We start from the raw sequence: 24,666 nt of genomic DNA on the forward strand, positions 1-24,666 counted from the left end.
GCGTATCATTTAAAGAAGGCCCGTACCTTAGGGTCGGTAGCCTTAGAGAGTTCTTTGAACGTTCCTTCGGCATAGTTAATGCCGTCTACCAACAAAATCATCCGGTCCGAAATTACCCGCGCACAGTCCACATCATGCGTAATGATCAGTGAGGATGTTTGGTACTGCTCTTGAATGCGGAGCATAAGTTCTATAATCTCTTTTGATGTTATGGGGTCCAATCCGCTCGTGGGTTCATCATAAAGGATGATTTTTGGTTGCATGATCAAAGTTCTGGCCAGGGCCACTCTTCTTTTCATTCCTCCAGAAAGTTCACTGGGCATTAGATCTATGGCGTGGGCCAATCCAACATTTTGGAGAGCTTCCATGACCCGTTTTTCAGCATTTAAGGCCCCATCAAATTTGTCTTTGTGCCTTCTCAGGGGGAATTCCAGATTCTCGCGAACGGTCATTGAATCGTACAGCGCACTTCCCTGAAACAAAAAACCCACATCCCTCCGAAGTTCATCCAAAGCGATACGGTCCAGTTCTTTCAAATCTTTTCCCATGACATTCACGCTACCACTGTCTGGCAACATTAGGCCAATAAGGCACTTGATCATTACCGATTTTCCGGAACCGGATTTGCCCATGATCACCAAATTTTCTCCTTTAAAGAGTGTCATATTAAAACCGTTGAGTACATGGTTGTCCCCAAAGCTCTTGCGGAGCTCTTTAATGTCGATTACCACTTCAGGGTGAGCAACTTGGGCATTCTTGTCCATTATTTCTGCTTCCTCTTTCATAATTCATAAAAAATATCAGATATGAAAACCGCAATGAAATCCAAGATAAAAATGAGCATGGAGGCCATGACCACCGCTGTGTTGGCGGCTTTGCCCACTCCCACAGTACCTTTTTTGCAATTATACCCCTTGTAGCACCCCACCAAACCAATGGCAAAACCAAAAAAGAAGGATTTGATGGTCGCTGGTATCAAATCTCCATATTGTAGGGAATTGAATACTTCGTTGAAATATAGTTGGAATGATACATCGCCCTTAAAATATTCCACCAACGAAGAGCCATAAAGGGCCAACATATCCCCAAAAACCACAAGGAGAGGTATCATGAGCGTTGTGGCGACCACCCTTGTGACCACTAGAAATTTGAAGGGATTTGTACCGGAAACCTCCATGGCATCAATTTGTTCTGTGACCCGCATGGAGCCGAGCTCAGCACCCATTCCCGAAGCAATACGTCCTGCACAAATGAGCGCTATGACCACTGGACCTACTTCTCTGACAATTGAAATGCCCACCATATCTGGCATCCATGAAACGGCGCCAAACTCCTGCATGGTAGGTCTGGTCTGTAAGGTAAGTACCAGGCCAATAATAAAACCGGTAATCCCGACCAAAGGAGTAGATCTATTACCAACACTGTAACATTGGCGCAATAGTTCATTAAATTCAAATGGAGGTTTAAAGACTTCCTTGAAGAAACGCCCGGCGAAGTAGGAAAGGTCACCGACCTGTCTCAGAAAATCAATGGTATTGTTTCTTATTTGAGCTGTAACGGTCATACCTACATCGCTTTAGAACATGTGGTATTATCAAATATACCTATGGATGTAGCCTGCTGAAATGACAATTATCACGAATACCAACGACTTCTATTATTTTATGGATATGTTTATCATCCCATGAATTCATCAAATCTGTCCAACTTTCTACGCAACATCAGCACCTCGTTCTGAAGCTCCGACATCTTCTGTAACAATTGTTGTATTACATCAATTCCTTCCAAATTGACATTCAAATCTTGATGTAAGCGTACCATTTTTTCGAGTTTGGGCAGTTCTTTGTGATGAATGTGCGGTTCTTTTTCGATGTACAATAATTCAATCAGTTGGTTGTCTGCCAATTTCTTGACAAATGATTTTTTGATATAATGATATTTACAGAACTCAGTTATGGAGATATGGATTGATTCTTTCATGACGCTTGTTATAATTGGGTTTGCTTAAGCTGCTCGAACAGCTGCTTTTGTTCCGTGGTCAACCGTGATGGAATTTTTACGAGATAGGTAACAAACAGATCCCCGTATTGCCCTTCCTGTTTGTATTTGGGAAAACCTTTGCCTTTTAATTTTACTTTCGCACCATTCTGGGTCTCTGGCTTCACGGTCAATTTTACCTTTCCGAAGAGTGTGTCCATAGTTATTTTCCCACCTAGAACTGCGGTTGTCAATGGTATTTCAATGGTTTTGTACAAATTGGCACCTTCACGTTTAAAAGCAGTTGTGTTGCTTATGGAAAAAGTTATGTATAGATCACCGTTGGGGCCTCCGTTCATTCCTTGGCCTCCATGACCGCTAATTTTTATGGTTTGCCCATCCTCTATTCCAGCAGGGATAGTGATTCTGATATTCTTGCCATTTAGGGTCAAGGTTTGTTTGTGGGTAGTATAAGCAGCCATCAGATCCAGTTGGAGCTCGGCATTGTAATCCTGACCTCTAAACTGCGCAGGTCTTCTTTGACCGCTAAATCCGCCGCCAAACATGGACTCAAAAAAATCGGAAAAATCTGCAGAAGTTCCACGAGAATAGGTGTAGCCCCCAAATCTATCATCACTTGATTTGGCTTTGCGTGCTTTTTCAAATTCTTCAGCATGTTGCCAATCTTTTCCGTATTTATCATATTTTTTTCGCTTTTCGGGATCGCTTAGAACTTCATTGGCTTCATTTACTTGCTTGAATTTTCGTTCCGCATCAAGATTGTTTGGGTTAACATCCGGATGATACTTACGGGCCAACTTCCGGTATGCTTTTTTTATATCGGCTGCCGAGGAATTTTTCTCAAGGCCCAAAACTGCGTAGTAATCTATGAATTCCATTAGCTGATTTTCGTTTTGATTATTGTTTGAATAAATTCAACATAAAATCCTATGAATGTTGAGGAGGGGCGTATTCACTTTTTGCATATTCATGGGTTTTAAATTCTTTGGTAAGCGCTTTTACGGTCTCTTGATATCCTATTTCAAAGATTTCATCGATATGATCTGTGTTGAACAAGCCATATTTGCTTAGGGTCTTAGGATATATGACCAAATCGCATAGCTCAAACTTGGTTATTGAATGTTGGTGTATTCTTAGATGGAAGGCCCTATCAAGTACGTTATAGGAATGTTTAAATTCTTCAAGGGCCATTTTCCGGATGGGACTTGCATAGATTCCATATATCACTTCGCATTGTTCTTTTATGGGACTGACAGGGAAATTATCCAAGATGCCGCCATCAGAATATAATGTGCCCTTTATGCTTACCGGTGTTAGGATTCCTGGAAAAGAGGCGGATGCTAAAATGGGATGTATCAAAGCGCCTTTATCAAAAACATTGACTTTGGCATTTACAAGATCTGTAGCGGTGATGTACATTTTTTTGGAAAGCACATCAAAATTGTCTCTTTTGAAATAATCCAATAGAAAATCGTAAAAGGTTTCCACATTGAAAAAACCCGCTTTTTTTCTTGATAATCTGGAAATATGAAACAGTTTAATTTTCTTAAAGATTTCTTTGATGTCTTCGGGGGAATGGTTAGCTGCATATAATGCCCCCACCAACGCACCTGCACTAGCCCCAGATATGATGTTGGGATAAATGCCAAACTCTTCCAAAGCCTTTATGCCACCAGCATGGGCGACACCTCTGTGGCCTCCTCCAGATAAAACCAATCCAATTTTTTTTGCTCTTGTACCCATGACTACGCAGTGTTTAATAAAATGGTACTTAGACCAATTCCCAGGATTAAATAGAGAACAATACGCTTAAACCGGTTTTGACTCATTTTATCCAGAATTTGCTTGCCCAAAAATGTTCCTATTATTCCAACAAGTATTAGAATTGGAATTAAGTATAAATCATGTTTGTGTACATAACCATAGTAGGTATAAAAAATACTACGGTTAAAATCAATGCCAAGGTCTATGATGGCAGAGGTGGCAATGAATTTTTCCTTTTTCAGATTAAAAGCGGCCATGGTAATTCCACGAATTGCACCTCCTGTACCCAAAATACCGGCAAAAAAACCTGATAACGTACCTCCGATAAAGGCATTTTTTTTAGTTGCTTGTATTATAAGATCCTTCTTTAGTATGAAAACCAAACTCAATGCTATTAAAAAACAACCAAGAGCATATATGAGCAATTTGGGGTCTACATATTTGCTTACAATAGCACCAAGTGACACAAACACTATTGCCGGAATTCCTAAATAAATTGCCAATTGTTTGTCAAAACCCTTTTTAAAAAAAGCAATTTTGGTGATGTTGCTAGAAAGGTGGAAAAGCGCCGTTATACCTAAAACAGACTGAAAATCCATAAAATTGTTGGCCAACGGGACAAAAAATACCGATGAACCAAACCCTCCTACAGTACCCAATACTTCGGATAAAATTGATAATATGATAAAAAGCGGGAGATATCTAACTAACATTTTTGATTCTCTTCTGCTAAATCTATGATGGAAATGAAATGTAACAAATGATATAAGTCAGATAAAACTTAAAAACAGGGCTCTTACACTTGAGATTTCAGTATTCATAAGGACAAGGTGAAATAAGACTTGTTATGGTGCAACATTGCCTTTTAAAAATAAAAGACTTCTCAAATCGTTAAAGGATTGGGAGATGAGTCCGTGGAGTTTTGGCATGTTTGTTGTTTTAATCTCATTTCCAAATCTTTAGAATCATGAAAAAGCCTCAACTATTTGCTTGTTTTCTAGTTTGTCTTTGGTTGGCCTCTTGTGCCAGCTCCGGATATGTACATTTAAATTATCCGCAAGCCCCTGAGTTAATTTTACCACAAGATATCGATGATATCGCGGTGGTCAATCGCTCTCTTACCAAAGAAGAAGATGCATCGAACAAAACTCTGGAATCAGTAGCTTCTGGAGAGATAATGGGTTCGGATAAACTAGCCTCTGATGAAGCTATTAAGGGCATTTTTGATGGCCTTCAAAACAAAGGACGTTTTAGAGTGGCTATACCCTCCGAATTGCGGTTAGCCGGAACCGGAACCAGACTTACCCCAGACATCTTAAGTTGGGAAACCGTTAATGAAATTTGCGAAGAATCAGAGGCAGATGTGCTATTGGTTTTAGAAAACTTTGATTCTAATTCCGATTTTGTGTTGAATACAGCCATTGAACAGGTGACTTCAACAATACAAACTGGTAAACCAAGCGGACGTATTCCACAACGGGCCCGAGTAAATGTAAAAAGTTATTGGAGACTTTATGATCCCCAGAGCAAAACCATCATAGATCAGTTTCAACAAACTTATCTAATGAATTTTGACCTGTCTAATGGTGTAATCCCCTTTACAGCTTTACCGGAAACGGCTTATGAATCAGGATTAGCATACTCCCGTCGATTTTTTCCTGGGTTTTATAGGGTTAGAAGGGATATGTATAAAAAAGGAAAAGGAAGGGACAAGTACCAATTTGAGATAGGTTGGAGAAGGACCGAAGTTGCAAATTGGACGGAAGCTATAGAAATTTGGTCTGAAATTGCCAACAACACTTCCAGTAAATCTGCTGGAAGGGCAGCATATAATATAGCTGTAGCGCACGAGGTATTGGGAAATACTGACATGGCATTACAATGGGCCCAACGTTCCTATCAAGATTATGGTGATAGAATGGCCCGTGACTACGCTAAGATTCTTTTAAAAAGAAAGCGTTGGGGACTATAATTTCAAAATTGGGAAGACCTTTTTTTACTCAAAATGAAATAAAAAAATCCTGTAAACTTTGTTTACAGGATTTTGATGTGACCTGACTGGGGCTTTAATCCCAATCATAACCACATGATATTCAGGTGTTTGAAATTTATTTTTTGCTTTAGGGCACCTGATGGGGCACCCCTTATGAAAATATTTGCTCAAAGAACGTGTTGTTCAACAAAAGTCGCTAAAAAAAATTAAAAACAAGCTGGGCTAAAATGAAAAGTAGGAATACATGTCCAGTTAAAATCAAAAGACCTGAAGGATATTTTTTTATTTTCGCTGCTTTGACAAGTATCAGGTTGCCCCGTAGATATTCAAATGAATTTGGACTGTCCTAACCCAAAGTTAAATCATAGTTTCAACAATTGTTTTTGATGCTCTTTCCTTAGTTTGATCATGTTTTTTATTGATTTACGGTTTTCTTATATCTTTTTGTCCCGTCCAAAATACACATCGGAAGGGGTCGGGTTCTCCTATGATTTATGGTATCTCCTGTTATTGTAATAGTCCACAAATTCTCCTAGCCTTTCCTTTAGTCCCCTGGCAGATAGTACTGGTCCATCCAACGATCTTCAAATGGGAAAAGTAGGGCTAGCACATCTGGTGCACCATTATGCACTTATCCCAATATTGCCGTGAGACGGCCATCATATCAAAGGCAGATGGCGTGACCAGTCCACGGGACTTTAGTAAGCCATACATAGTGCTCTCCGAGATATAGGTTCTCTGCATTCAAACCTACCAGAGGAATCTCGCTAAGATTTAATGCACGACACACTTAGTGATCTATCGCTAGAAAACGCAACTTTTTGCAGTGAAACCATGGCTCAATAAAGGGTAACTCCGTTAATACAAGAAAGATAGCTATACATTGTAAAATAAGTTGACAAAAAGTTAATAAAATATATGTTTTTGTAAAAAAACTATACTTATATGAAAAATATTTATAATTTAGTCATACAACCATACTAATAAGGAGGTGCTTAGGGAAGTACAAAGCTATTGATCTAGCGACCTACGGATGAATCTTATTGGAAAAACAACGAACTAACTAAAACTCAAAATGAAAACAAACAAAAAGTGGAAGGTAAATTAAATACAACATTTTCTGTATAATAGCTTAACATCACTTCATTCCAGATTTGTTTTCTTTGGCATACTATGAACAGGGTATATGTAGAAGGCTGTAATTTAACTTTGTTGGCCCAAGAGGTAAAAAAATCCGATAGAAAATCTTTTTCTACACTTTTTGAACTGCTTTGGGAACCCATGTATGCCTATGCCAACGCCATTACAATGGACGAGAATGTATCCAAAGATTTGGTTCAAGATCTATGGATGGATTATTGGAATAGAAGGGAAAGCATAGAGGCCGTAAATATCAAAAGCTACCTGTTCAAAGCTATACGCTACAAATGCCTGAATTACCTGAGGAACACTAAATTCAACCAGACCCATATCGAGGTCGAAGATAAGCTATTCAAACACCCCGAGATCGATGAGCTATATGACATGTTGAACCTTACAAGATATATTGAAGCTTCCACCTCTGAATTGCCAAAAAGGTGCAGAGAAATATTTTTATGTAGCAGAATCAATCAATTGTCCAACGGCGAAATAGCCAAAAAGCTTAATGTGTCCAAACATTATGTTGAGAATCAACTATCGCGTGCGTTGACCAAGATTCGTAAGGATCTGGCACTGGTCAAAAGCATTCTTTTCTTTTAAAATCTCAGGTCACTATATTTTTTCATAAATATTTGTTTTTCAATGTATTATGACGAGTTCTGTGGGTTTGTACTATTTCATAATATGTTAATTAAATGTTAAAATAATTTAATCTAGGGGAGTTTTATACCACTCATGTTACTAGTTATTAAGACACCCAACAACATTTTCAATTTAATGGATAATAAAGGAATAAAAGGGTATATCAAAAAGTATTTGGAAGGAACTATATCCGAAGAGGAAGAAAAGCAACTTGAGCGGTTCGAAAAACATTTGGTACAAAGCAATGCCCATAAAGTTTTCAGAAATGCCCATCATAAAAGGATGGTTAAAAAGCAGTTGCAAACCGTTATAGACAATCCATTTAAAAAGAAAAGGCGTCAATATTTGAAAATTGCGGCTTCCATTGTCATTATGTTGGGTCTATCCATAACTGCTTACTATTCAGTTCGAAAACCACAGGTGGAAATAACCAGTATAATTACTAGCACAACTGAATTGGGACAAAAAATGAACATTACATTGAGTGATGGTACCAAGGTCAGGTTAAATTCTGGCAGTGCCCTCACTTTTCCACAGAAGTTTGGGTCCGATGCCCAAACCCGGGAGGTTGAGTTGGTAGGGGAAGCTTTTTTTGAAGTGGCCAAAGATGCCAAGCGTCCTTTTATCATTACTTCCGGCGGGCTCAAAACCACGGTGCTGGGAACCTCGTTTAACATAAATGCCTACCCTGATAATGAAAACATTACTGTTACCGTGGCCACAGGGAAGGTCATGGTAACATCAAATGATGATGAGTTTGCCTTGGACCCCAATCAACAAGCGGTTTATCACAAAGAACAGAACGGGATTATTAAACAAGAGGTTGATATTTTGTCCTTCGTAGAATGGAAGAACGGAACATTACGAATGGAAAACATAACTCTCAAGGAGGCGGCCAAGGAACTCGAAAAATGGTATGGGGTAAAGATAACCTTTGAAAACCCCAGATTGAGCAAATACAAGTTTGCCGGTACATTTTACAACAACGAAAAACTTCAAGTGGTACTTGAAAGCATTAAATACGCTTTAAAGGAAATTGACTATGAGCGGTTAGGAGAAAAGGAGATTTTAATCAAAGAAAAATAGAACAAGTATGAACCTAAAAAAAAACTATGTAAAAAATAAGTAAAATAAAAAAGCAGCCTGCGTATCACTTTGGCGAGCGGTACAGACTGCCCAATAGCTCAATGATTATTAATGAATAACCACCAAAAACTAAGTGAAAATATGAATTCATTCGCATTTAAACAATTAATCAGATTGACATTCAAGACATTTTTTGCAGTAATAGTTATAGCACTTATAAATCCAATGTTTGCTTCTGACGCGAGAGGTCAAAAATTGGACAGCTATTATGTAAACCTTTCTGTGGAGGATGCTACAGTGGTCGATATTATCAAGAAGATTGAAGACCAAACCCAGTTTAAGTTTGTATATGGCGATAAGCTCAACAGACTTAATGATCGATTTTATTTCAACGAAGGCAATATGTCTTTACGATCAATCTTGGAGATTATGGCCATGGAGGCCGGACTTACCTTTAAAAGAATTGATAGGAATATTTCAGTTCAGATCAAACCAAAGGCAAAAATTAAGGTTCTGGAGGAACCTGTACAAACGGAAATTACAGGTACAGTGGTGGATGAGGATAACGTTCCTTTGTCCGGTGCCACAATTTTGGTCAAGGGAACCACAAATGGAGTGGCAGCTGACTTCGATGGAAATTTCAGCATCTCGGCATCAAAAGGAGATATTCTGGTGATATCGTATGTTGGATTTAATTCGAAAGAGATTACAGTTGGTGACCAAACTCAAATTACGGTAATCTTGCTGGCTTCCAATCAGCTGGAGGAAGTTGTTGTAACTGCCCTAGGAATCAAAAAGGAAAAACGAAAAGTGGGCTATGCCGTCCAAGAAATCAAAGGAGAATCATTGCAAAAGGCAATTGCCCCAAACGTTGTGGAATCACTTACAGGTAAGGTGGCCGGACTCATTGTTACCAATAATGGTGCGGACTTCTTTTCTGATCCAGGTATTTTTCTTAGAGGTCGCGAGCCTTTGCTTGTTATTGACGGTGTTCCTCAAGAAAATAGCGATTTTTGGAATATTTCATCCGATGATATTGAAAGTATCACGGTACTTAAAGGTACGGCGGCATCTGCACTATATGGTTCGGTTGGTATAAATGGGGCTTTACAGGTTACCATGAAGTCTGGAAAAGGGCAAGAAGGTACCGTTGTGTCCTTCAATTCTTCAACTACTTTTCAGGGTTCTTTCATCCGGATTCCCAAGATACAAACGGAATATGGTCCGGGAAACAATGGATTCTTTAGGTATGGTGGAGGTCTTGCTGGGGGAGATGGCCTAACCCAGGGAGGAGGCATAAACGACTTCGACTACTCTATTTGGGGGCCAAAATTTGATGGAAGATTATTGGAACAGTTCGATTCACCGATTGATCCAGATACAGGATATCGCATTCCCACACCATGGGTGTCGCGCGGCCCAGATAACCTCAGAAACTTTATGGAAGTGGGTCTTTTGACATCCAATAACATAACGGTGCAGACAAATACTGAAAAAGGATCTTTTATTATTTCCAATACCTATAAATATGCTAAAGCTTCCACTCCCGGACAGCGATTGGATATCAATACCATCCGTTTAAGGGGAAGTTTGGATTTAACCGATAAAACGGTGCTGGAAGGTTCACTGCAACATAATTATCAGTTTTCTGATAATAGGATAAGGGGTTCTTACGGCCCTACATCACCCATCTACAATCTGGCCATTTGGGGAGGTGCACATTATGATATCCGCAATTTTAGAAATCCATGGGAGGAAGGCAAGGAGGGAATCCGTCAAAATTTTGTGGAACATTGGCGCTTCAACAACCCATATGCCATGGCCCATGGATGGAAGAGACCCTGGACCAAACACGATATCATCAGCTTTTTGAGGATTGACCATCAATTTAATAAGAATTTGAGGGCATATGTGAGAACTACGCTCAACACCCATTCCTTGACAAATAATGAAGAAATATCCAAGGATATTTACAATTATGATATACCGGATAGGCAAGGTCGTTTTAGATACAATTCCACTAGGTATTTTGAAAACAACACGGACTTTTTAATTTCTTACAATAACAGCTTTTTTAATGATGATTTTGGTATAAATGCCACTTTGGGAGGAAACCAAAGGTATATTAGAAGACGATTGGAAAGTGCTAGCACCACTCAATTAATTGTTCCTGAGGTGTTTACGCTGCAAAATTCCGTGGATCAGGTTACACCGACCAGTAGTGTACATAAAAAAGGAGTCTATAGTGGATACGCCACACTGGACCTTTCGTACAAAAACCAGTTTTATGTTGGCGCCACAGGAAGGGTGGATCAATCTTCCTCTTTAGTGAGAAACAATAATAGATTTTTCTATCCATCAGTTTACTTTAGTGCAGTGTTGAGCGATGTGTTCAACCTACCAGAGGCTATTAGTTTCTTAAAACTGAGAACAGCTTTTGCAAGCGTTGGCGGAGACCAAATAGGAAGTTCAAGCAATCCTTTGAACGATGTTTATAATGGGGTCAATTCTTACGATACAGGTAGATGGCGAAACAATCCAACGGCGACTTTCCCCTCAATTTTGGAAAATCCGAATTTGAATCCTGAATTCAATACATCCTATGAGTATGGAGCAGAGCTTAAATTGTTCAAGGGCCGCTTTGGTATCGACTTTTCGTATTATGAGAATACCTTTGGCCCACAAATATTTGAACAATCTTTTTCTTCTTCCTCGGGATATTCGGGAATTCGTTCAAATGGAAGAAAAACCCAAACGCGTGGAATGGATTTCTCCATAACCGCTATACCGGTTCAAACAAGGGATTTCTCATGGTCAACGATTATCAATTTTGACAAGTTCAAGAGTTATCTGATTTCTCTTCCCCCACTTGAAGATGGGACAATACCTGAACGAGAGGGAAGGGTTTATGTTGGAGAAGAATTGAACAGGTATTTTTGGTTTGAATGGGATCGTACATCAGACGGACAATTGGTGATTGGTGACAATGGATTGCCGGTTAGCTCTCCAAGTAGGGATTTGGGTAATACTGCCCCCGATTTTACGACCAGTATCAATAATACGATACGATACAAAAACTTTTCGCTTAACTTTTTGATTGATGGCCGTTTTGGAGGAACCTCATTTGACAGGTATTCTCGGGACTTATGGCGATCGGGTTCCCATGAGGATGCTGTTCATCAAGAGCGTGAACTGTCCAATATTGCTTTGGCCACCGGTGGAGATGCCAGAACCATGTTGATTGAAGGGATGTCAGTGGTTTCCGGAGATGTGACTTTTGACCCTGAAGGAAATGTTTTGGAAGATACTCGTGTCTTTGAGCCCAATACAACAAAAGTGACCTACCAAAACTGGGCCCAGAACTATAAGGGAGATTGGAGAAGCAACCAAATCGAAAAAACGTTTGCCAAGCTTCGTGAGGTAACCCTGTCGTATAACGTGCCATCCAAAATCTTGGATAAAACCTTTTTGAAATCGGCAACTGTATCCTTGATTGGAAGAAACTTATTGTATTGGACTAAGGACGATACTTTCCAAGATTTGGACACCTATACACTTATAACGGGAGATACCGATTTACAGCAACCGTCACAAAGAACGTACGGATTCAATCTAAACCTACAATTCTAAAAAAATGATGATGAAAAATACAGTGATAAAATCAGCGCTGTTGCTGCTAATTGTTTTGGCAACGAGTTGCTTGAAGGAAGATGATCTTTATGAGAATCCCAACGATCCAACAACGGTCTCACCAAGTTTGATCTTTTCGGCGATAACCCCAGGTGTGACCACTTCGTTCACCGATAGCTATATAAGAATGCAATACCATATCTGGATTGCCACTGATGGAATCAGCAATGTTAATTTCAGAAGTGGATTTGGCGGCGGTTTTTCTTATGGAACCATGCGTAACATTCTAAAAATGAATGAGGAGGCCGATTTGGCCAATGCACCGGAATACAAGATACTTGGAAAGTTCTTGCAGGCTAGGGCTTATATAGAGATGACAAGGAGAATGGGAGATATTCCATTGAGTGAGGCCCTACAGGGGGCTGAAATACCAAGGCCTAAATACGACACCTCTAAATCGGTTTATATACAGAGCTTAAATTGGTTGGACGAAACGAATGCCGAATTGGGAGCTTTTATAGCGGCCAATCCTGGGTTCAATTTGGTTGGCGACCTATATTATGGAGGAGATTTGACCAAATGGCAGAAATTGATCAATTCTTACACCTTAAGGATCTTGATTTCTCTAAGCAAAAAGGAAAATGATCCCGATGTTGATGTTAGAGGACGCTTTGCCAACATAATTAGCAACCCGGATAGGTACCCGATCTTCACCAGTTTAGCGGACAATGCGCAATTGGATTATAAAAACGAAGATGGTTTTAGACAAACATATAACCCTGACGTTGCAGTCTACAGGGCTTCTGTAAATTATGCAAGCACCTATATCGATTTATTAAAAGGTTATGCTGACCCTCGTTTGTTCCAAGTAGCGGATCCTACCCAAGCAGCGATAAATGCAAATCCTGGAAATTTGGAAGCTGTTAAGTCAGATTTCAATTCCTATGATGGTGCAGACCCAACAGTAGATCCCACCACAAACATTACAAGAAGGCAAGAAGGAGAGCTTTCCTTACCTAATGAGGAAAGGTATTGGAACTTTGTTGGGCAACCAGGGATATTGATGAGTTATTGGGAACAGGAGTTTAGCATTGCCGAGGCCGCCCACAGAGGCTGGATATCCAATGACCCTAAAGTACATTATGACAATGCTGTGAGGGCATCCATGGAATTTTACGGGGTGGCTGAAGATGCAATTGCGGCCTACTTGACCGCCTCTGGTTCAGAGTATGTCACCGGTGATGCTGGATTGACAAGGTTGCTAGAGCAAAAATACATTGCCTTTGCAGAAAACTCTGGTCAAGAATGTTTCTTCAATATTCGAAGAACAGGAGTACCAAATCTGCCATTTTCTGGATTTAACGTAGGGCCCTCAGACCCAGGTTACCCTGTTCGTTGGACCTATCCGGGATCTGAGGATTCTGATAATACGGAAAACTATAGAGCTGCATTGGTACGCCAATTTGGCGCCGAGTTAGATGACGTGGACAACCTGATTTGGGAACTCAAAGATTAACAACATTAAAAAAATGTACAATGACAAAAACAAGCATATTTAAAATAATCAGAGTTGCCGGATTCATCTTGCTATCTGCCACGCTATTTTTGAATGGCTGTTCGGTTGATCATGGACAAGGCTGGGCAGACTCCAGATATACCACAAATTTTAAATTCTATTTTGACAATCCCAATCCAAAGACCGGGACTGCATATACAGCTGAAGAGCTTGCCGCGTTGGATTATGACCCATCGGTGGAAGGTAAATTCGAAGAAGGAGACCCAGTGGTGCTATCCTTTGTGCTTCCAAAACAAATATCGGAGCTTAAAGTTGTTGATACTTCAAATGAGAATGTACTGTATACGTTCAATGAAGCAACTGTGGACGGCGACAAATTCCGGATTGGAATATCAACTACACTTACGGACCTAGGCCTTCTTGCCGTAAAGGATAGAAAAGGCCTAAAATTTGATTTTACCTATCAAGATGGTGCTGTTGGCAGTGTAATCTATAAAATAACTTATGCAAAGTTCGAGGTTATTGACCCAAATGCAGATTTATCATTGGATTTGATCGGATATTGGAGGTTCAATGATGCCAATAACCTTTTGGGGGCAAGTAGGGGGAATGATCTTGCTCTTGGCGGTGCGGCTTCCCATTCAGCTTCATCGGGGGTAGATGGCAATGATGGTGCGGCCCATTTGGACATAGGCACTTGGTATGATGTAGACCATGGTATGCCTGCCTCTGGAGGCGACAGGGTCAATGAATATACCATGATCTGGGACGTAAAAGTGGCCACGGCCGATTTGGGCAAATACATTTGTTTGTTGCAGTTTAATACGGCCAATGACACCGACGGGGCTGTTTATATCCATCCCAATGCAGGGTTCTGGTTCAATGGTGGGCCTGGTGGTCATGCCGAAGGAACCATAAAAGGTGATACTTGGCATAGAATTGCGATGACGGTAAATGCTCCAGAAGTGGTATTTTATGTTGATGGTGTAGAAATATATAAGGATGAAGTATTGGCCACTCCAGATGGAACCTTTTCTTTAGATCCATCCAAATTTATAATTCTGGGTGAGAATAGTAGTAATGATGGTAATGGAGAGGACAATCCTATTTCCATAACCGAATTTATGTTGTTCAAAAAGGCATTTTCAAAATCGGTTATAGAAGGCCTACCTCCAGTTTCCGAGCCGGCAATAAACGATATTTCGCAGCAAGTTGTTGGGCGTTGGAATTTTGATGATGATGCAGACTTATTAAAAGCTCAGTTGGGCAACACTCTTGCTCTTGGCGGAGCCGCAGCCCATTCATTCGCTCCTGGAGTAGATGGGGATGATGGTGCGGCTCTTTTGGACATAGGCACTTGGTATGACGTGGACCACGGTTTGCCTGCTTCAGGTGGTGACAGGGTCAATGAATTCACCATGATATGGGACGTTAAGGTGGCCACTGCTGATTTAGGTAAGTACATATGCCTTTTCCAACACAATACCGCCAACGATACCGATGGCGCGGTATACATACATCCCAATGCAGGATTTTGGTTCAATGGTGGTCCTGGAGGCCATGCAGAGGGTACAATACAAGGGGATACCTGGCATAGAATCGTCTTGACCGTTAGTTCTCCAGAAGTTGTTTTTTACGTGGATGGGGTCGAGATATACAAGGATGAGGCCTTGGCCTCGACGGATGGTAACTTCTCCCTAGATCCATCCAAATTTATAATTCTGGGTGAAAATAGTAGCAATGATGGTAATGGAGAAGATAATCCAATAACCATCAGTGATTTTATATTGCTTAAATCCGCTTTGAGCAAATCAAGAGTAGAATCACTTCCCGCCGTGGATCAACCGGCATTTTAGTGAATACGATAGAGTTTGAGTTAGGTTAGTTTAAGGTGCCCATCTTTACGATTTCGATAAGGGTGGGCATTCTTTTGAAGTAACATTCCTAAAAAATTACCGATGAAAAATAAAACAACGCTGAAAATAGCCATACTTTTTCTGTTAAGCTTATTTGGATGTAGCAGTGACTCCAAATCTGATGATGGAACTACAGATCCGCCAGTAGATGATACAATTACCCATAGGGTATTGATCATTGGTATTGACGGTTGCAGGCCAGACGCAATATTAGCAGCAGATACCCCAAACTTGGATGAATTAATGGCCAATGGCACTTACTCACTTGATGCCCGTTGTTTGTTCACTACTTCCAGTGGTCCAGGATGGACCTCAATGCTAAGTGGGGTATGGCAAGACAAACATGGTGTTGAGAACAACACTTATTCAGGTGCGAGCTTTGTAAATTACCCTCATTTTTTTAAACGCATTGAAGACCAGAATTCTGAAAATAGAACAGTCTCCATTGTGCAATGGAACCCCATAAACGATAACATGGCGTTAAGAGAGGCAGATGTGGTAATCAATGGAGAAACTGATGAAAATGTCAAATCGCATGTTGTGCACGAATTGTCGAATAATGACCCCACCGTACTTTTTGTGCAACTTTCCAATGTTGATTTTGCCGGGCACGCAACTGGTTTTACACCTAACAATCCAGATTACATAAGTGCCATAGAGAAGGTGGACACCCAAATAGGAACAATCATGGCTGCAGTGAGGAGAAGAAAAAATTATGACAAGGAAAATTGGCTCACTCTTTTGAGTACAGATCACGGTGGTTTGGGAACCACCCATGGAGGTCCATCTGACGAAGAAAGAACCATTTTTGTGATTGCCAGTGGTGATAACATACCAAATAGAAAAATCGAAGCTACAATTGAGGAAGTTACCATACCACCAGCTGATAATTGTTTAAATAGCAGCAATGAACTTTGGTTCAATGAAGCTTATGCACAAGTAGCGCATAATGCCAGTTTCAATTTTGGAAATACAGGAGATTTTTCGCTCGAATGCAGGGTACGATCGTCCGTGCCTGGTGATGTGGGTCTAGTCGGAAAAAAGAACTGGACCAGTGGTGTAAACAAAGGATTCGTCTTCTCCTTTATGCCAAGCAATAAGAATTTTAAGGTCAACGTTGGTGATGGAACCAATAGGGTTGATATAAATGCAGGGGAAATCACCGATAACGAATGGCATACCCTCAGCGCCACTTTTGATAGGGATGGATTGATAAAAGTTTATGTAGATGGACAATTAAAGGCAAGTGCTTCCATGACATCCATTGGTGACATAAATAATGACCTTCCATTTACCATTGGGGCTGATGGCAACTTCAATTGGAAATATCGGGGATATGTGGCCGAAGTAAGGTTGTTCAGCACCTTGCTGGAGGCATCCGATATTGATTCATGGAAGTGTAAAGTTTTGGACAATACGCACCCAAAATATGGCAGTATTGTGGGACATTGGGCACTTACCGAAGGATCTGGAACCAACATAGTGGATTCTGGTCCAAATAACCACCATGGCACCTTGACAAATACACAATGGAGAGATGCAACCTCCAGCACGGTGCAGACGGTCAAAAATTATGAGGCCACACCAAGAACGGTTGATGTGGCAGTGACCGCCATGAATCACTTGTGTGTTCCCATACAAGAGTCTTGGGGTTTGGAAGGAAAATCCATAACAAATACAGATTGTGCCAATTAAATCTCAATCACAATATAAAAACATGACGATGCAAATATTCAACAATTTTATAAAGGCATTTTTCACATTCACCATCATTTTTTTTCTTTCAGGCCCATCTTTTGCACAATCGTCCTGTAAGGTAAAACAAGAAGATATAAATGTTGAATACACTGGGCAGTGCAAGAAAGGTTATGCGGAAGGATTCGGTAAGGCTACAGGCGATAAGGATTCCTATGAAGGAACCTTTAAAAAAGGATTGCCACATGGTGTTGGAACCTATGTTTGGGGAAATGGCAATACTTACAAAGGAAGCTTTGTAAAAGGAAAAATGGATGGCAAAGGTGTTTTGATTATTAAAAAGTCTGACCAAGAGGATTTAGTAAAGGAGGGCTACTTCAAAAAGAATGAATATATCGGAAGGTATAAAACGGCCTTTGCTGTTACTTCCAAAAGAGAGGTCAAAAATGTTTTTATCCAACAAGATCCTCGAATGGATACTGGAAACATCCATGAAATTACAATCAAAGTAAAATATCTTGGAAGGTATGTGTATCCTAACATTAATGTTATCGATGCAAACAATACCCACACCGAAATGCGGAACGGTAATTTGATTTTAAGAAATGTCTCTTATCCAGCTAAAAAAATTGAACTTTCCTTTAAACATGAAGGATTTTCAAGCCGAGTGGTGGTAGACATATATGCCGAAGGCAATTGGATTATAGAGATAACGGTATGATGAACTAGTTATCAAATCCAATATTCGATAAAAAACAAAACAATAATTTTACTATTAGTAAAAAATTTATACTTTAGTGAAAAATTAATATTGGAATAAAAGAGCTTACCAAAAATGAAAATCAACAATAGAAATTATCCAGATCAAAATAAGCCCGTGATAGGAGTATGTATGGACGGGACCTCCTATCCTTACTATGAAGCGGCCAAAGATGTAATGCCAAACCTTCAACGTTTTATCAAAGAAGGTTCCATGGGGATGGTAAAAAGTGTGATCCCTTCATTCACCAACCCCAATAACATGGCCATAGTTACTGGCGTTCCTCCCAAAGTGAACGGCATTTGTGGAAATTTTTACTGGGATACCGAATTAGAGGAGGAAGTAATGATGAACGATCCCAAATACTTAAAGGTTCCCACCATTCTATCGGAGAAAAGCCAAAACGGGAAAAAGGTTGCCGTGGTAACGGCAAAGGACAAATTGCGTAAAATGTTGGCACATAATCTTGATGGTATCTGTTTTTCAGCGGAATTTGCCAACCAGGCCACTTTGGAGGAAAATGGCATCGAAAATGTAGAACAAGGCTTAATGGGCAAAGAAAGACCTGGAATTTATGATCCATATATTTCCGTTTATTGTATAGAGGCAGGTGCAAAACTGTTGCAGAAAGAGCATTTTGATATCATGTACCTGACCACAACGGACTTTGTCCAGCACAAATACGCCCCTGGTGATCCTGAGGCAAATGATTTTCTATCCAAGATTGACCACTGGTTGGGAGAGTTGGATAAGTTGGGAGCTATCATAGGTGTTACCGCCGACCATGGAATGCAGGCAAAGACCAATACGGATGGAAGTCCAAAAGTACAGTTCATCGAGAAGTTATTGGACGAACAAGAAATAAGAACCAGGGTGATACTTCCAATTACAGATCCTTATGTTGTTCATCACGGGGCTTTGGGTGGCTATGGAACCCTATACTTGGAAGATAAAGGGCAATTGGAGGAAGCTAAAGATTATTTGTTGAGCCTGGAAGGAATAGAAACCGTGCTCACCAATGCAGAAGCTGTTGAAAAGTATGAGTTGCCCTCTGATAGAATTGGCGATTTGGTCATTTTGTCCGACGCCGCAACCACAATAGGAAGAACCCCTGAATGGCATGATTTGGATAAGGTGAAAGAGGGACTTCGTTCCCATGGTAGCGAACATTCACAAGTGGTTCCCATGATCTTCAATAAAAAATTGAATGGCGAATATGCCGAGAGATTAACAAGTGGAGAATGCAGGAACTTTGATTTGTTCCATTTTTTGAGCAACGGATTTTAACCTTAAACATTAGTATTACAATGGCGACAGATGCAATAAACCAAAAAGAGGTTAAGAGCGACCAGATCATCGAATTTGGTAGCATCATAAACGGTAAACAGGTAAAGACAGATGAGTGGGTGGACGTATATAACCCCTATACCAAGAAAAAAGTGGGAAGAGTGGCATCCATCGACACCATGACCCTAGACAAAGTGCTCAGTGATACCAGAAACACCAAAATCACCCTAACAAGATATGAGCGCTATGATATCCTCAACAAGATAGCAGATGCACTTGAGAAAAGGGTGGATGAGGTAAGCCGCATGATTACTGATGAAACGGGACTTTGCCTCAAAGACACGAGATATGAGGCCAGTCGGGTTTCGGATGTGCTTCGTTTTTCGGCCATGAAGGCACTCGATGATGATTCCGAAGTATTTCCCTGTGATGTTTCAAAAAATGGAAAACCTAGAAGAATCTATACCACTCGTGTACCTTTGGGATTGATCAGTGCCATTACACCTTTCAATCATCCCATGAACCAAGTGGTACACAAGATTGCTCCCGCTATTGCCACCAATAATACGGTAGTCTTGAAGCCTTCCGAGAGAACGCCGCTATCAGCTTATTATTTTGCCCAATTGGCTTTGGATTGTGGACTCCCACCAAACATGCTCAATGTGGTGAACGGAGCAGATATCCAAGCTACTTCGGAAATGATGACCGTGCATCCGGATATCACAATGGTGTCCTTTACTGGAGGCAGCAAAATTGGAAAGATCATCGCTTCCAAAGCTGGGTACAAAAAACTGGTTCTTGAACTTGGCGGAAGCTCCGCTCTTTTGATTTTGGATGATGCGGATATCGATGAGGCCGTAGAAGTGACCATGGCCGGTACCTTTAAGAACTCCGCCCAAAGATGCACCGCTATTCGTAGGATATTGGTGCACGAGAGCATCGCCGACACCTATGCGGAGAAATTGGCAAATCGTGTCAAAGCAATCAAATATGGAGATCCCTACGACCCAGAAAATGATATGGGCACCGTAATAACCGAAGAGGCGGCCAAAGAAATGGAGGCGCGTGTGCAGGATGCCATTGCCAACGGAGCGGTCTGTTTGGCGGGCAACAAGAGGGACGGTGCACTCTTTGCGCCCACGGTACTTGACCATATTAAAAACGAGCATGAAGTGGTGGCAAAAGAAACTTTTGGCCCTGTAGCCCCGATCATTAGGTTCAAAACGCTTGATGAGGCCATTGAAATTGCCAACGACACCCCATACGGACTTTCCGGTGGTGTGGTCAGTAACCATTGGCCGTCCATCCAAAGGGTGATTACCGAATTGGATACCGGCACCGTAAACGTGAATGAAGCACCAAGTTATCGATTGGAATGGACCCCGTTCGGTGGGGTAAAGGACTCTGGCTTGGGATATAAAGAAGGTGTTATAGAGACCATGAAGGGATACACTTATGTAAAAACGTATTCATTACCTTGGGATATAGCATAGAAACCCATTAATCAACCATCAATAAATAATCGAGATAGTAATGAATATTACAAGAAATATACTGCTCAACCCTGGACCTGCAACAACAACGGATACCGTGAAATTGGCCCAGGCTGTTCCTGATATTTGTCCGAGGGAAAAGGAGTTTGGGGATTTGATGGAATTTTGTTCAGCGGAGATAACCAAATTTGTAGGGGATCCCAACGAATATACAACAGTTCTTTTTGGAGGTTCGGGTACAGCAACGGTTGAAGCCATTTTGAACTCCGTTGTCCCCGCCAATGGAAAAATATTGATTCTTGACAATGGGGCGTATGGAAAAAGGATGTGCCAGATCACCGAGATTTATAAAATTGACACGGTAGTCTTTAAATCTTCATCCATTGAACCCATTGATTTGGCAAGTTTGGAAGCAACCATTGCCAGTAACAAAGATCTGACCCATTTGGCAATGATCCATCATGAGACCACAACCGGACTATTGAACGATATATCCGCTGTTGGTAAACTGTGCGATAAATATCAGCTCAGTTTTGTAGTGGACTCCATGAGTGGTTTTGCGGCCATTCCCGTTGATATGAAGGCCATGAACATCGATTATCTGGCAGCCAGTTCCAACAAAAATATACAGGGAATGGCAGGCATTGGTTTTGCCATTTGTAATAAAAAGGCCTTGGAAAGAACAAAGGAGATTCCTCCACGAAGCCTTTATCTAAACCTGTATGCTCAATACGCCTATTTCGAAAAGACCCACCAGACAAGGTTTACGCCCCCCGTACAGACTTTTTATGCGCTTAAACAGGCCATTGTAGAGACCAAAAAAGAGACCATTAAAAAGCGTTATGAACGGTATTCAAAATCCTGGGAGACCCTGTTGGATGGGCTTGAAAGATTGGGATTGGAATATCTTATCGATAGGAAGCATCATTCTAGGATTATCACATCCATAATTGAGCCAGAAAGCGATAAATATGATTTTGATGAAATGCACGATTTCTTTTATGAAAAAGGGTTCACTATTTATCCAGGCAAGGTCAATGATTATGATACCTTTCGGATTTCGAACATAGGTCAGATAGATTATAAGGATATGGAGGCCTTTTTGGAGGTACTTAAGGAATATCTGAAAAAAATTGGCCATTTGGATTAAGTCACGGCATAAGCTTGTGAACACTGTAAACATATTAGTCGGAAAATGGAATTGACCAAAGAGCAAAAATACTGGAGGAAAAGGATTTTTGCCCTCACCTGGCTAGCTTATGCAGGATTTTATTTCTGTAGAAAAAACCTGTCGGTTACATGGAGTTCTATGGAGACAGATTTGGGTCTGGATAATTCTGACTATGCTACCATCATATTTATATATAGCCTTACCTACACAGTGGGACAATTTGTAAATGGATATCTGTCCGATTGGTTTGGACCTAGAAAAGTGGTAAGTGTTGGTCTGTTTTTAGCGGCCATAGCGAACTTCTTTTTGGGGATTTCATTCTCCCTGGGGATTATTATTTTCCTATTGGCACTTAATGGTTTAGGTCAATCCACAGGTTGGAGCGGTTTGGTCAAGAACATGACCCCTTGGTACAGGAGCAATGAAAGAGGAATTGTGATGTCATGGTGGTCAACATGCTACGTTATCGGAGCTTTTTTGGCCACTGTCTTTGCCACCTATGTTGCGTTTGATATGGAATTCCTGTCTGAACTGGGCTGGAAAAGAGGGTACTTTTTTCCTTCCATTGTTTTGTTGGCGGGAGCTTTTATCTACGCGCTTTTCACTCGAAACAACCCCAAAGAGATAAATCTTCCAATTATTGTTGAGGATAAGTACGAAACAACATCAAATGGCTCATCTGGAAATAGAGAGATATTGAAGTTATTGGTCAAGAACCAGGCACTTTGGGTTTATTCAAGTTGTTATTTCATCCTCAAGATGACCCGTTATGCTTTTCTATTCTGGTTGCCAATTTATCTTGAAAAATCCCTGGAATACAACACCAGTCAAGCTGGGTACATTTCATCAGTTTATGAATTGGTGGGCTTTTTTGGGGTCATACTTGCTGGGTACGCCTCAGATCGGCTATTCGGTTCCAAAAGGTTCAGTACCGTGTCGATCATGATGGTAGGTCTGGCGGTGACCTGTTTAGTGCACCCTGTATTGGTGGGCTATGGAATGGCCGGGACGGTAATCAGTATATCGCTGATTGGTATGGCCACTTATGGACCCGATTCATTGATCTGTACGGCAGGAGCCATGGATGTGGGTGGTAAAAAAGGAACAGGTATGGCGGCCGGGATAATCAATGGCATGGGCTCTGTTGGCCAAATGTTCTCCGGGTTTATAGTTGTGGCAATAAACGAAAATTTTGGATGGGACAGCCTATTTGAATTTTTTGTGGTCATGTCATTGTTGGGAGGTGGTTTGGCTGCGCTCAAATGGAATTTCAAAAGCCCAGATAGATATATATAAAATAGAATAAGATAATTCTGAGATCAATGAGTTCGGATACTGTTGAAAAAGTAGATTTGGTGATTATTGGTGGTGGGGTCTTTGGATGCGCTATTGCATACTACTATAGTCGGAATAACCCAGGAAAAAAAGTGGTATTGTTGGAGCGGAACGAGTTAAACAATGCCGCTACCAGCAGGGCCGCTGCCTTAATGACCATGGTACGCTCAAAACGTTCCTATATTCCCTTGACCATTGAAACCTTCAAAGTAGCCAAGGAAATGGAAGAAATGTTGGGCGAAGTCCTAGATTTCAAGTATTCCGGAATGATGCATGTTGCAGCTAGTGAGGCAAAGGCCAAGGACTTGGAAAGCCTAATGCAGATTGCCAAAGAATTTGACCAGGAAGCTTATTATATTACAAAAGAAGAGGCACAGAAAAAAGCTCCGTGGCTAAAGGTCGACGAAGCCCTCAAGATTGGATTTGTGCCCAATGAGGCCTATTGTGATCCCTATATGCTTGGAACATTTTTTGCCCGCTGTGCCAGAAAATATGGAACCGAGATACGTTTGGGAGTTGAAGCACTCAATTTGATAAAGGAGGGCAAAAGTACCATTACCGGAGTCCACACTTCAAATGGCAATATCCAAGCAAATACAGTTGTGGATGCTGCGGGCGTATGGGCTCCCATCCTTGCCAAAGAAGTTGGTGTTGGTTTACCCATGGCCCCGGTAAGAAGTCAATATTGGATTACCGAAAGAGCAGATATTTTTCCTGTGGAATCGCCAATGGTACTTTTGCCCGACGCCCAGGCATATGCCCGTCCAGAGGGAGGAAGTCTACTTTTTGGGATACGTGAGGGAAATTCGGTGGTGGCCTCTCCAAAAAATGTTCCGAATGATATAACCGATTTTGTTTTTAGTGCCGATGAAGGAATGGATGATCTTGCCGAAAATGGGGAACGGTTGGCTCGTTTCTTTCCTTCGTTCTATGATACGGGAATCAAATATTATGTGGCAGGATTTTCAGGATACACACCAGATTCTCAATTAATATTGGGTGAAATTCCAAGAATTGAAGGGTTGTTGATAGCTTCGGGATGCTGTGGTGCCGGAATATCGGTTGCAGGAGGTGTTGGCTTGGGAATAGCAGAACTGGCAGCTGGCAGACCAAATCCTTTCAATTTTTCAGAATTCAGTGTTTCCAGATTCGGTGATATAGATCCTTTTTCAGAGGAATGGTTGAAAAAGTGCGCAGCGGCACGTTCAAATAAGGTAAGTGGCTAGTGAAGGCTTTATTT

Annotated in this window: 19 protein-coding genes; 13 read left to right on the forward strand and 6 right to left on the reverse strand. The window is 40.9% G+C overall.

Annotated elements, in window-relative coordinates:
• Positions 1–5: 5 nt before the first annotated feature.
• The 6 genes from ACULLG_RS09165 to ACULLG_RS09190 all read right to left on the reverse strand — a co-directional run bounded on the left by ACULLG_RS09165 (position 6) and on the right by ACULLG_RS09190 (position 4,475).
• The gene (locus ACULLG_RS09165) at positions 6–764 is read right to left on the reverse strand and encodes an ABC transporter ATP-binding protein (protein WP_452126547.1); all 759 of its coding nucleotides are present in this window, start codon (positions 762–764) and stop codon (positions 6–8) included.
• A 17-nt stretch (positions 765–781) separates the two neighbouring features.
• Positions 782–1,564, reverse strand: a complete 783-nt coding sequence (locus ACULLG_RS09170; protein WP_452126459.1) for an MlaE family ABC transporter permease — start codon at positions 1,562–1,564, stop codon at positions 782–784.
• Between the two features lie 113 nt (positions 1,565–1,677).
• Entirely contained in the window at positions 1,678–1,980 is a 303-nt protein-coding gene (locus ACULLG_RS09175; protein ID WP_452126460.1) for a chaperone modulator CbpM, read from the reverse strand.
• 8 nt (positions 1,981–1,988) lie between these two features.
• Positions 1,989–2,876, reverse strand: a complete 888-nt coding sequence (locus ACULLG_RS09180) for a DnaJ C-terminal domain-containing protein (protein ID WP_452126461.1) — start codon at positions 2,874–2,876, stop codon at positions 1,989–1,991.
• Positions 2,877–2,925: 49 nt separating this feature from the next.
• Positions 2,926–3,741: a patatin-like phospholipase family protein gene (locus ACULLG_RS09185; protein WP_452126462.1), complete on the reverse strand. Its 816-nt coding sequence runs from the start codon at positions 3,739–3,741 to the stop codon at positions 2,926–2,928.
• 2 nt (positions 3,742–3,743) lie between these two features.
• Positions 3,744–4,475: a sulfite exporter TauE/SafE family protein gene (locus ACULLG_RS09190; protein ID WP_452126463.1), complete on the reverse strand. Its 732-nt coding sequence runs from the start codon at positions 4,473–4,475 to the stop codon at positions 3,744–3,746.
• Positions 4,476–4,729: 254 nt separating this feature from the next.
• Here ACULLG_RS09190 and ACULLG_RS09195 point away from each other — a divergent pair, with 254 nt between their 5' ends.
• The 13 genes from ACULLG_RS09195 to ACULLG_RS09255 all read left to right on the forward strand — a co-directional run bounded on the left by ACULLG_RS09195 (position 4,730) and on the right by ACULLG_RS09255 (position 24,652).
• On the forward strand, positions 4,730–5,734 hold the full coding sequence (locus ACULLG_RS09195) for a DUF6340 family protein (RefSeq protein ID WP_452126464.1): 1,005 nt from the start codon (positions 4,730–4,732) through the stop codon (positions 5,732–5,734).
• 1,194 nt (positions 5,735–6,928) lie between these two features.
• The gene (locus tag ACULLG_RS09200; RefSeq protein ID WP_452126465.1) at positions 6,929–7,495 is read left to right on the forward strand and encodes an RNA polymerase sigma-70 factor; all 567 of its coding nucleotides are present in this window, start codon (positions 6,929–6,931) and stop codon (positions 7,493–7,495) included.
• A 177-nt stretch (positions 7,496–7,672) separates the two neighbouring features.
• Positions 7,673–8,623: a FecR family protein gene (locus ACULLG_RS09205; RefSeq protein WP_452126466.1), complete on the forward strand. Its 951-nt coding sequence runs from the start codon at positions 7,673–7,675 to the stop codon at positions 8,621–8,623.
• A 141-nt stretch (positions 8,624–8,764) separates the two neighbouring features.
• Positions 8,765–12,253 (forward strand): SusC/RagA family TonB-linked outer membrane protein, encoded by a 3,489-nt coding sequence (locus ACULLG_RS09210; protein WP_452126467.1) that lies wholly within the window; start codon positions 8,765–8,767, stop codon positions 12,251–12,253.
• 10 nt (positions 12,254–12,263) lie between these two features.
• On the forward strand, positions 12,264–13,769 hold the full coding sequence (locus ACULLG_RS09215; RefSeq protein WP_452126468.1) for a SusD/RagB family nutrient-binding outer membrane lipoprotein: 1,506 nt from the start codon (positions 12,264–12,266) through the stop codon (positions 13,767–13,769).
• Between the two features lie 20 nt (positions 13,770–13,789).
• Positions 13,790–15,625, forward strand: a complete 1,836-nt coding sequence (locus ACULLG_RS09220) for a hypothetical protein (protein WP_452126469.1) — start codon at positions 13,790–13,792, stop codon at positions 15,623–15,625.
• Positions 15,626–15,727: 102 nt separating this feature from the next.
• Positions 15,728–17,380, forward strand: a complete 1,653-nt coding sequence (locus ACULLG_RS09225) for an alkaline phosphatase family protein (RefSeq protein WP_452126470.1) — start codon at positions 15,728–15,730, stop codon at positions 17,378–17,380.
• Between the two features lie 28 nt (positions 17,381–17,408).
• Complete coding sequence (locus tag ACULLG_RS09230) at positions 17,409–18,101, forward strand: hypothetical protein (RefSeq protein WP_452126471.1); 693 nt, start codon at positions 17,409–17,411, stop codon at positions 18,099–18,101.
• Between the two features lie 114 nt (positions 18,102–18,215).
• On the forward strand, positions 18,216–19,427 hold the full coding sequence (gene phnA / locus ACULLG_RS09235; protein ID WP_452126472.1) for a phosphonoacetate hydrolase: 1,212 nt from the start codon (positions 18,216–18,218) through the stop codon (positions 19,425–19,427).
• Positions 19,428–19,447: 20 nt separating this feature from the next.
• Complete coding sequence (locus tag ACULLG_RS09240) at positions 19,448–20,920, forward strand: aldehyde dehydrogenase family protein (RefSeq protein ID WP_452126473.1); 1,473 nt, start codon at positions 19,448–19,450, stop codon at positions 20,918–20,920.
• Positions 20,921–20,960: 40 nt separating this feature from the next.
• Positions 20,961–22,070 (forward strand): 2-aminoethylphosphonate aminotransferase, encoded by a 1,110-nt coding sequence (locus ACULLG_RS09245; protein ID WP_452126474.1) that lies wholly within the window; start codon positions 20,961–20,963, stop codon positions 22,068–22,070.
• Positions 22,071–22,115: 45 nt separating this feature from the next.
• On the forward strand, positions 22,116–23,387 hold the full coding sequence (locus tag ACULLG_RS09250) for an MFS transporter (RefSeq protein ID WP_452126475.1): 1,272 nt from the start codon (positions 22,116–22,118) through the stop codon (positions 23,385–23,387).
• A 26-nt stretch (positions 23,388–23,413) separates the two neighbouring features.
• Entirely contained in the window at positions 23,414–24,652 is a 1,239-nt protein-coding gene (locus ACULLG_RS09255; RefSeq protein ID WP_452126476.1) for an NAD(P)/FAD-dependent oxidoreductase, read from the forward strand.
• Positions 24,653–24,666: the final 14 nt, after the last annotated feature.

This window comes from Flagellimonas sp. 2504JD1-5 (assembly GCF_053618295.1).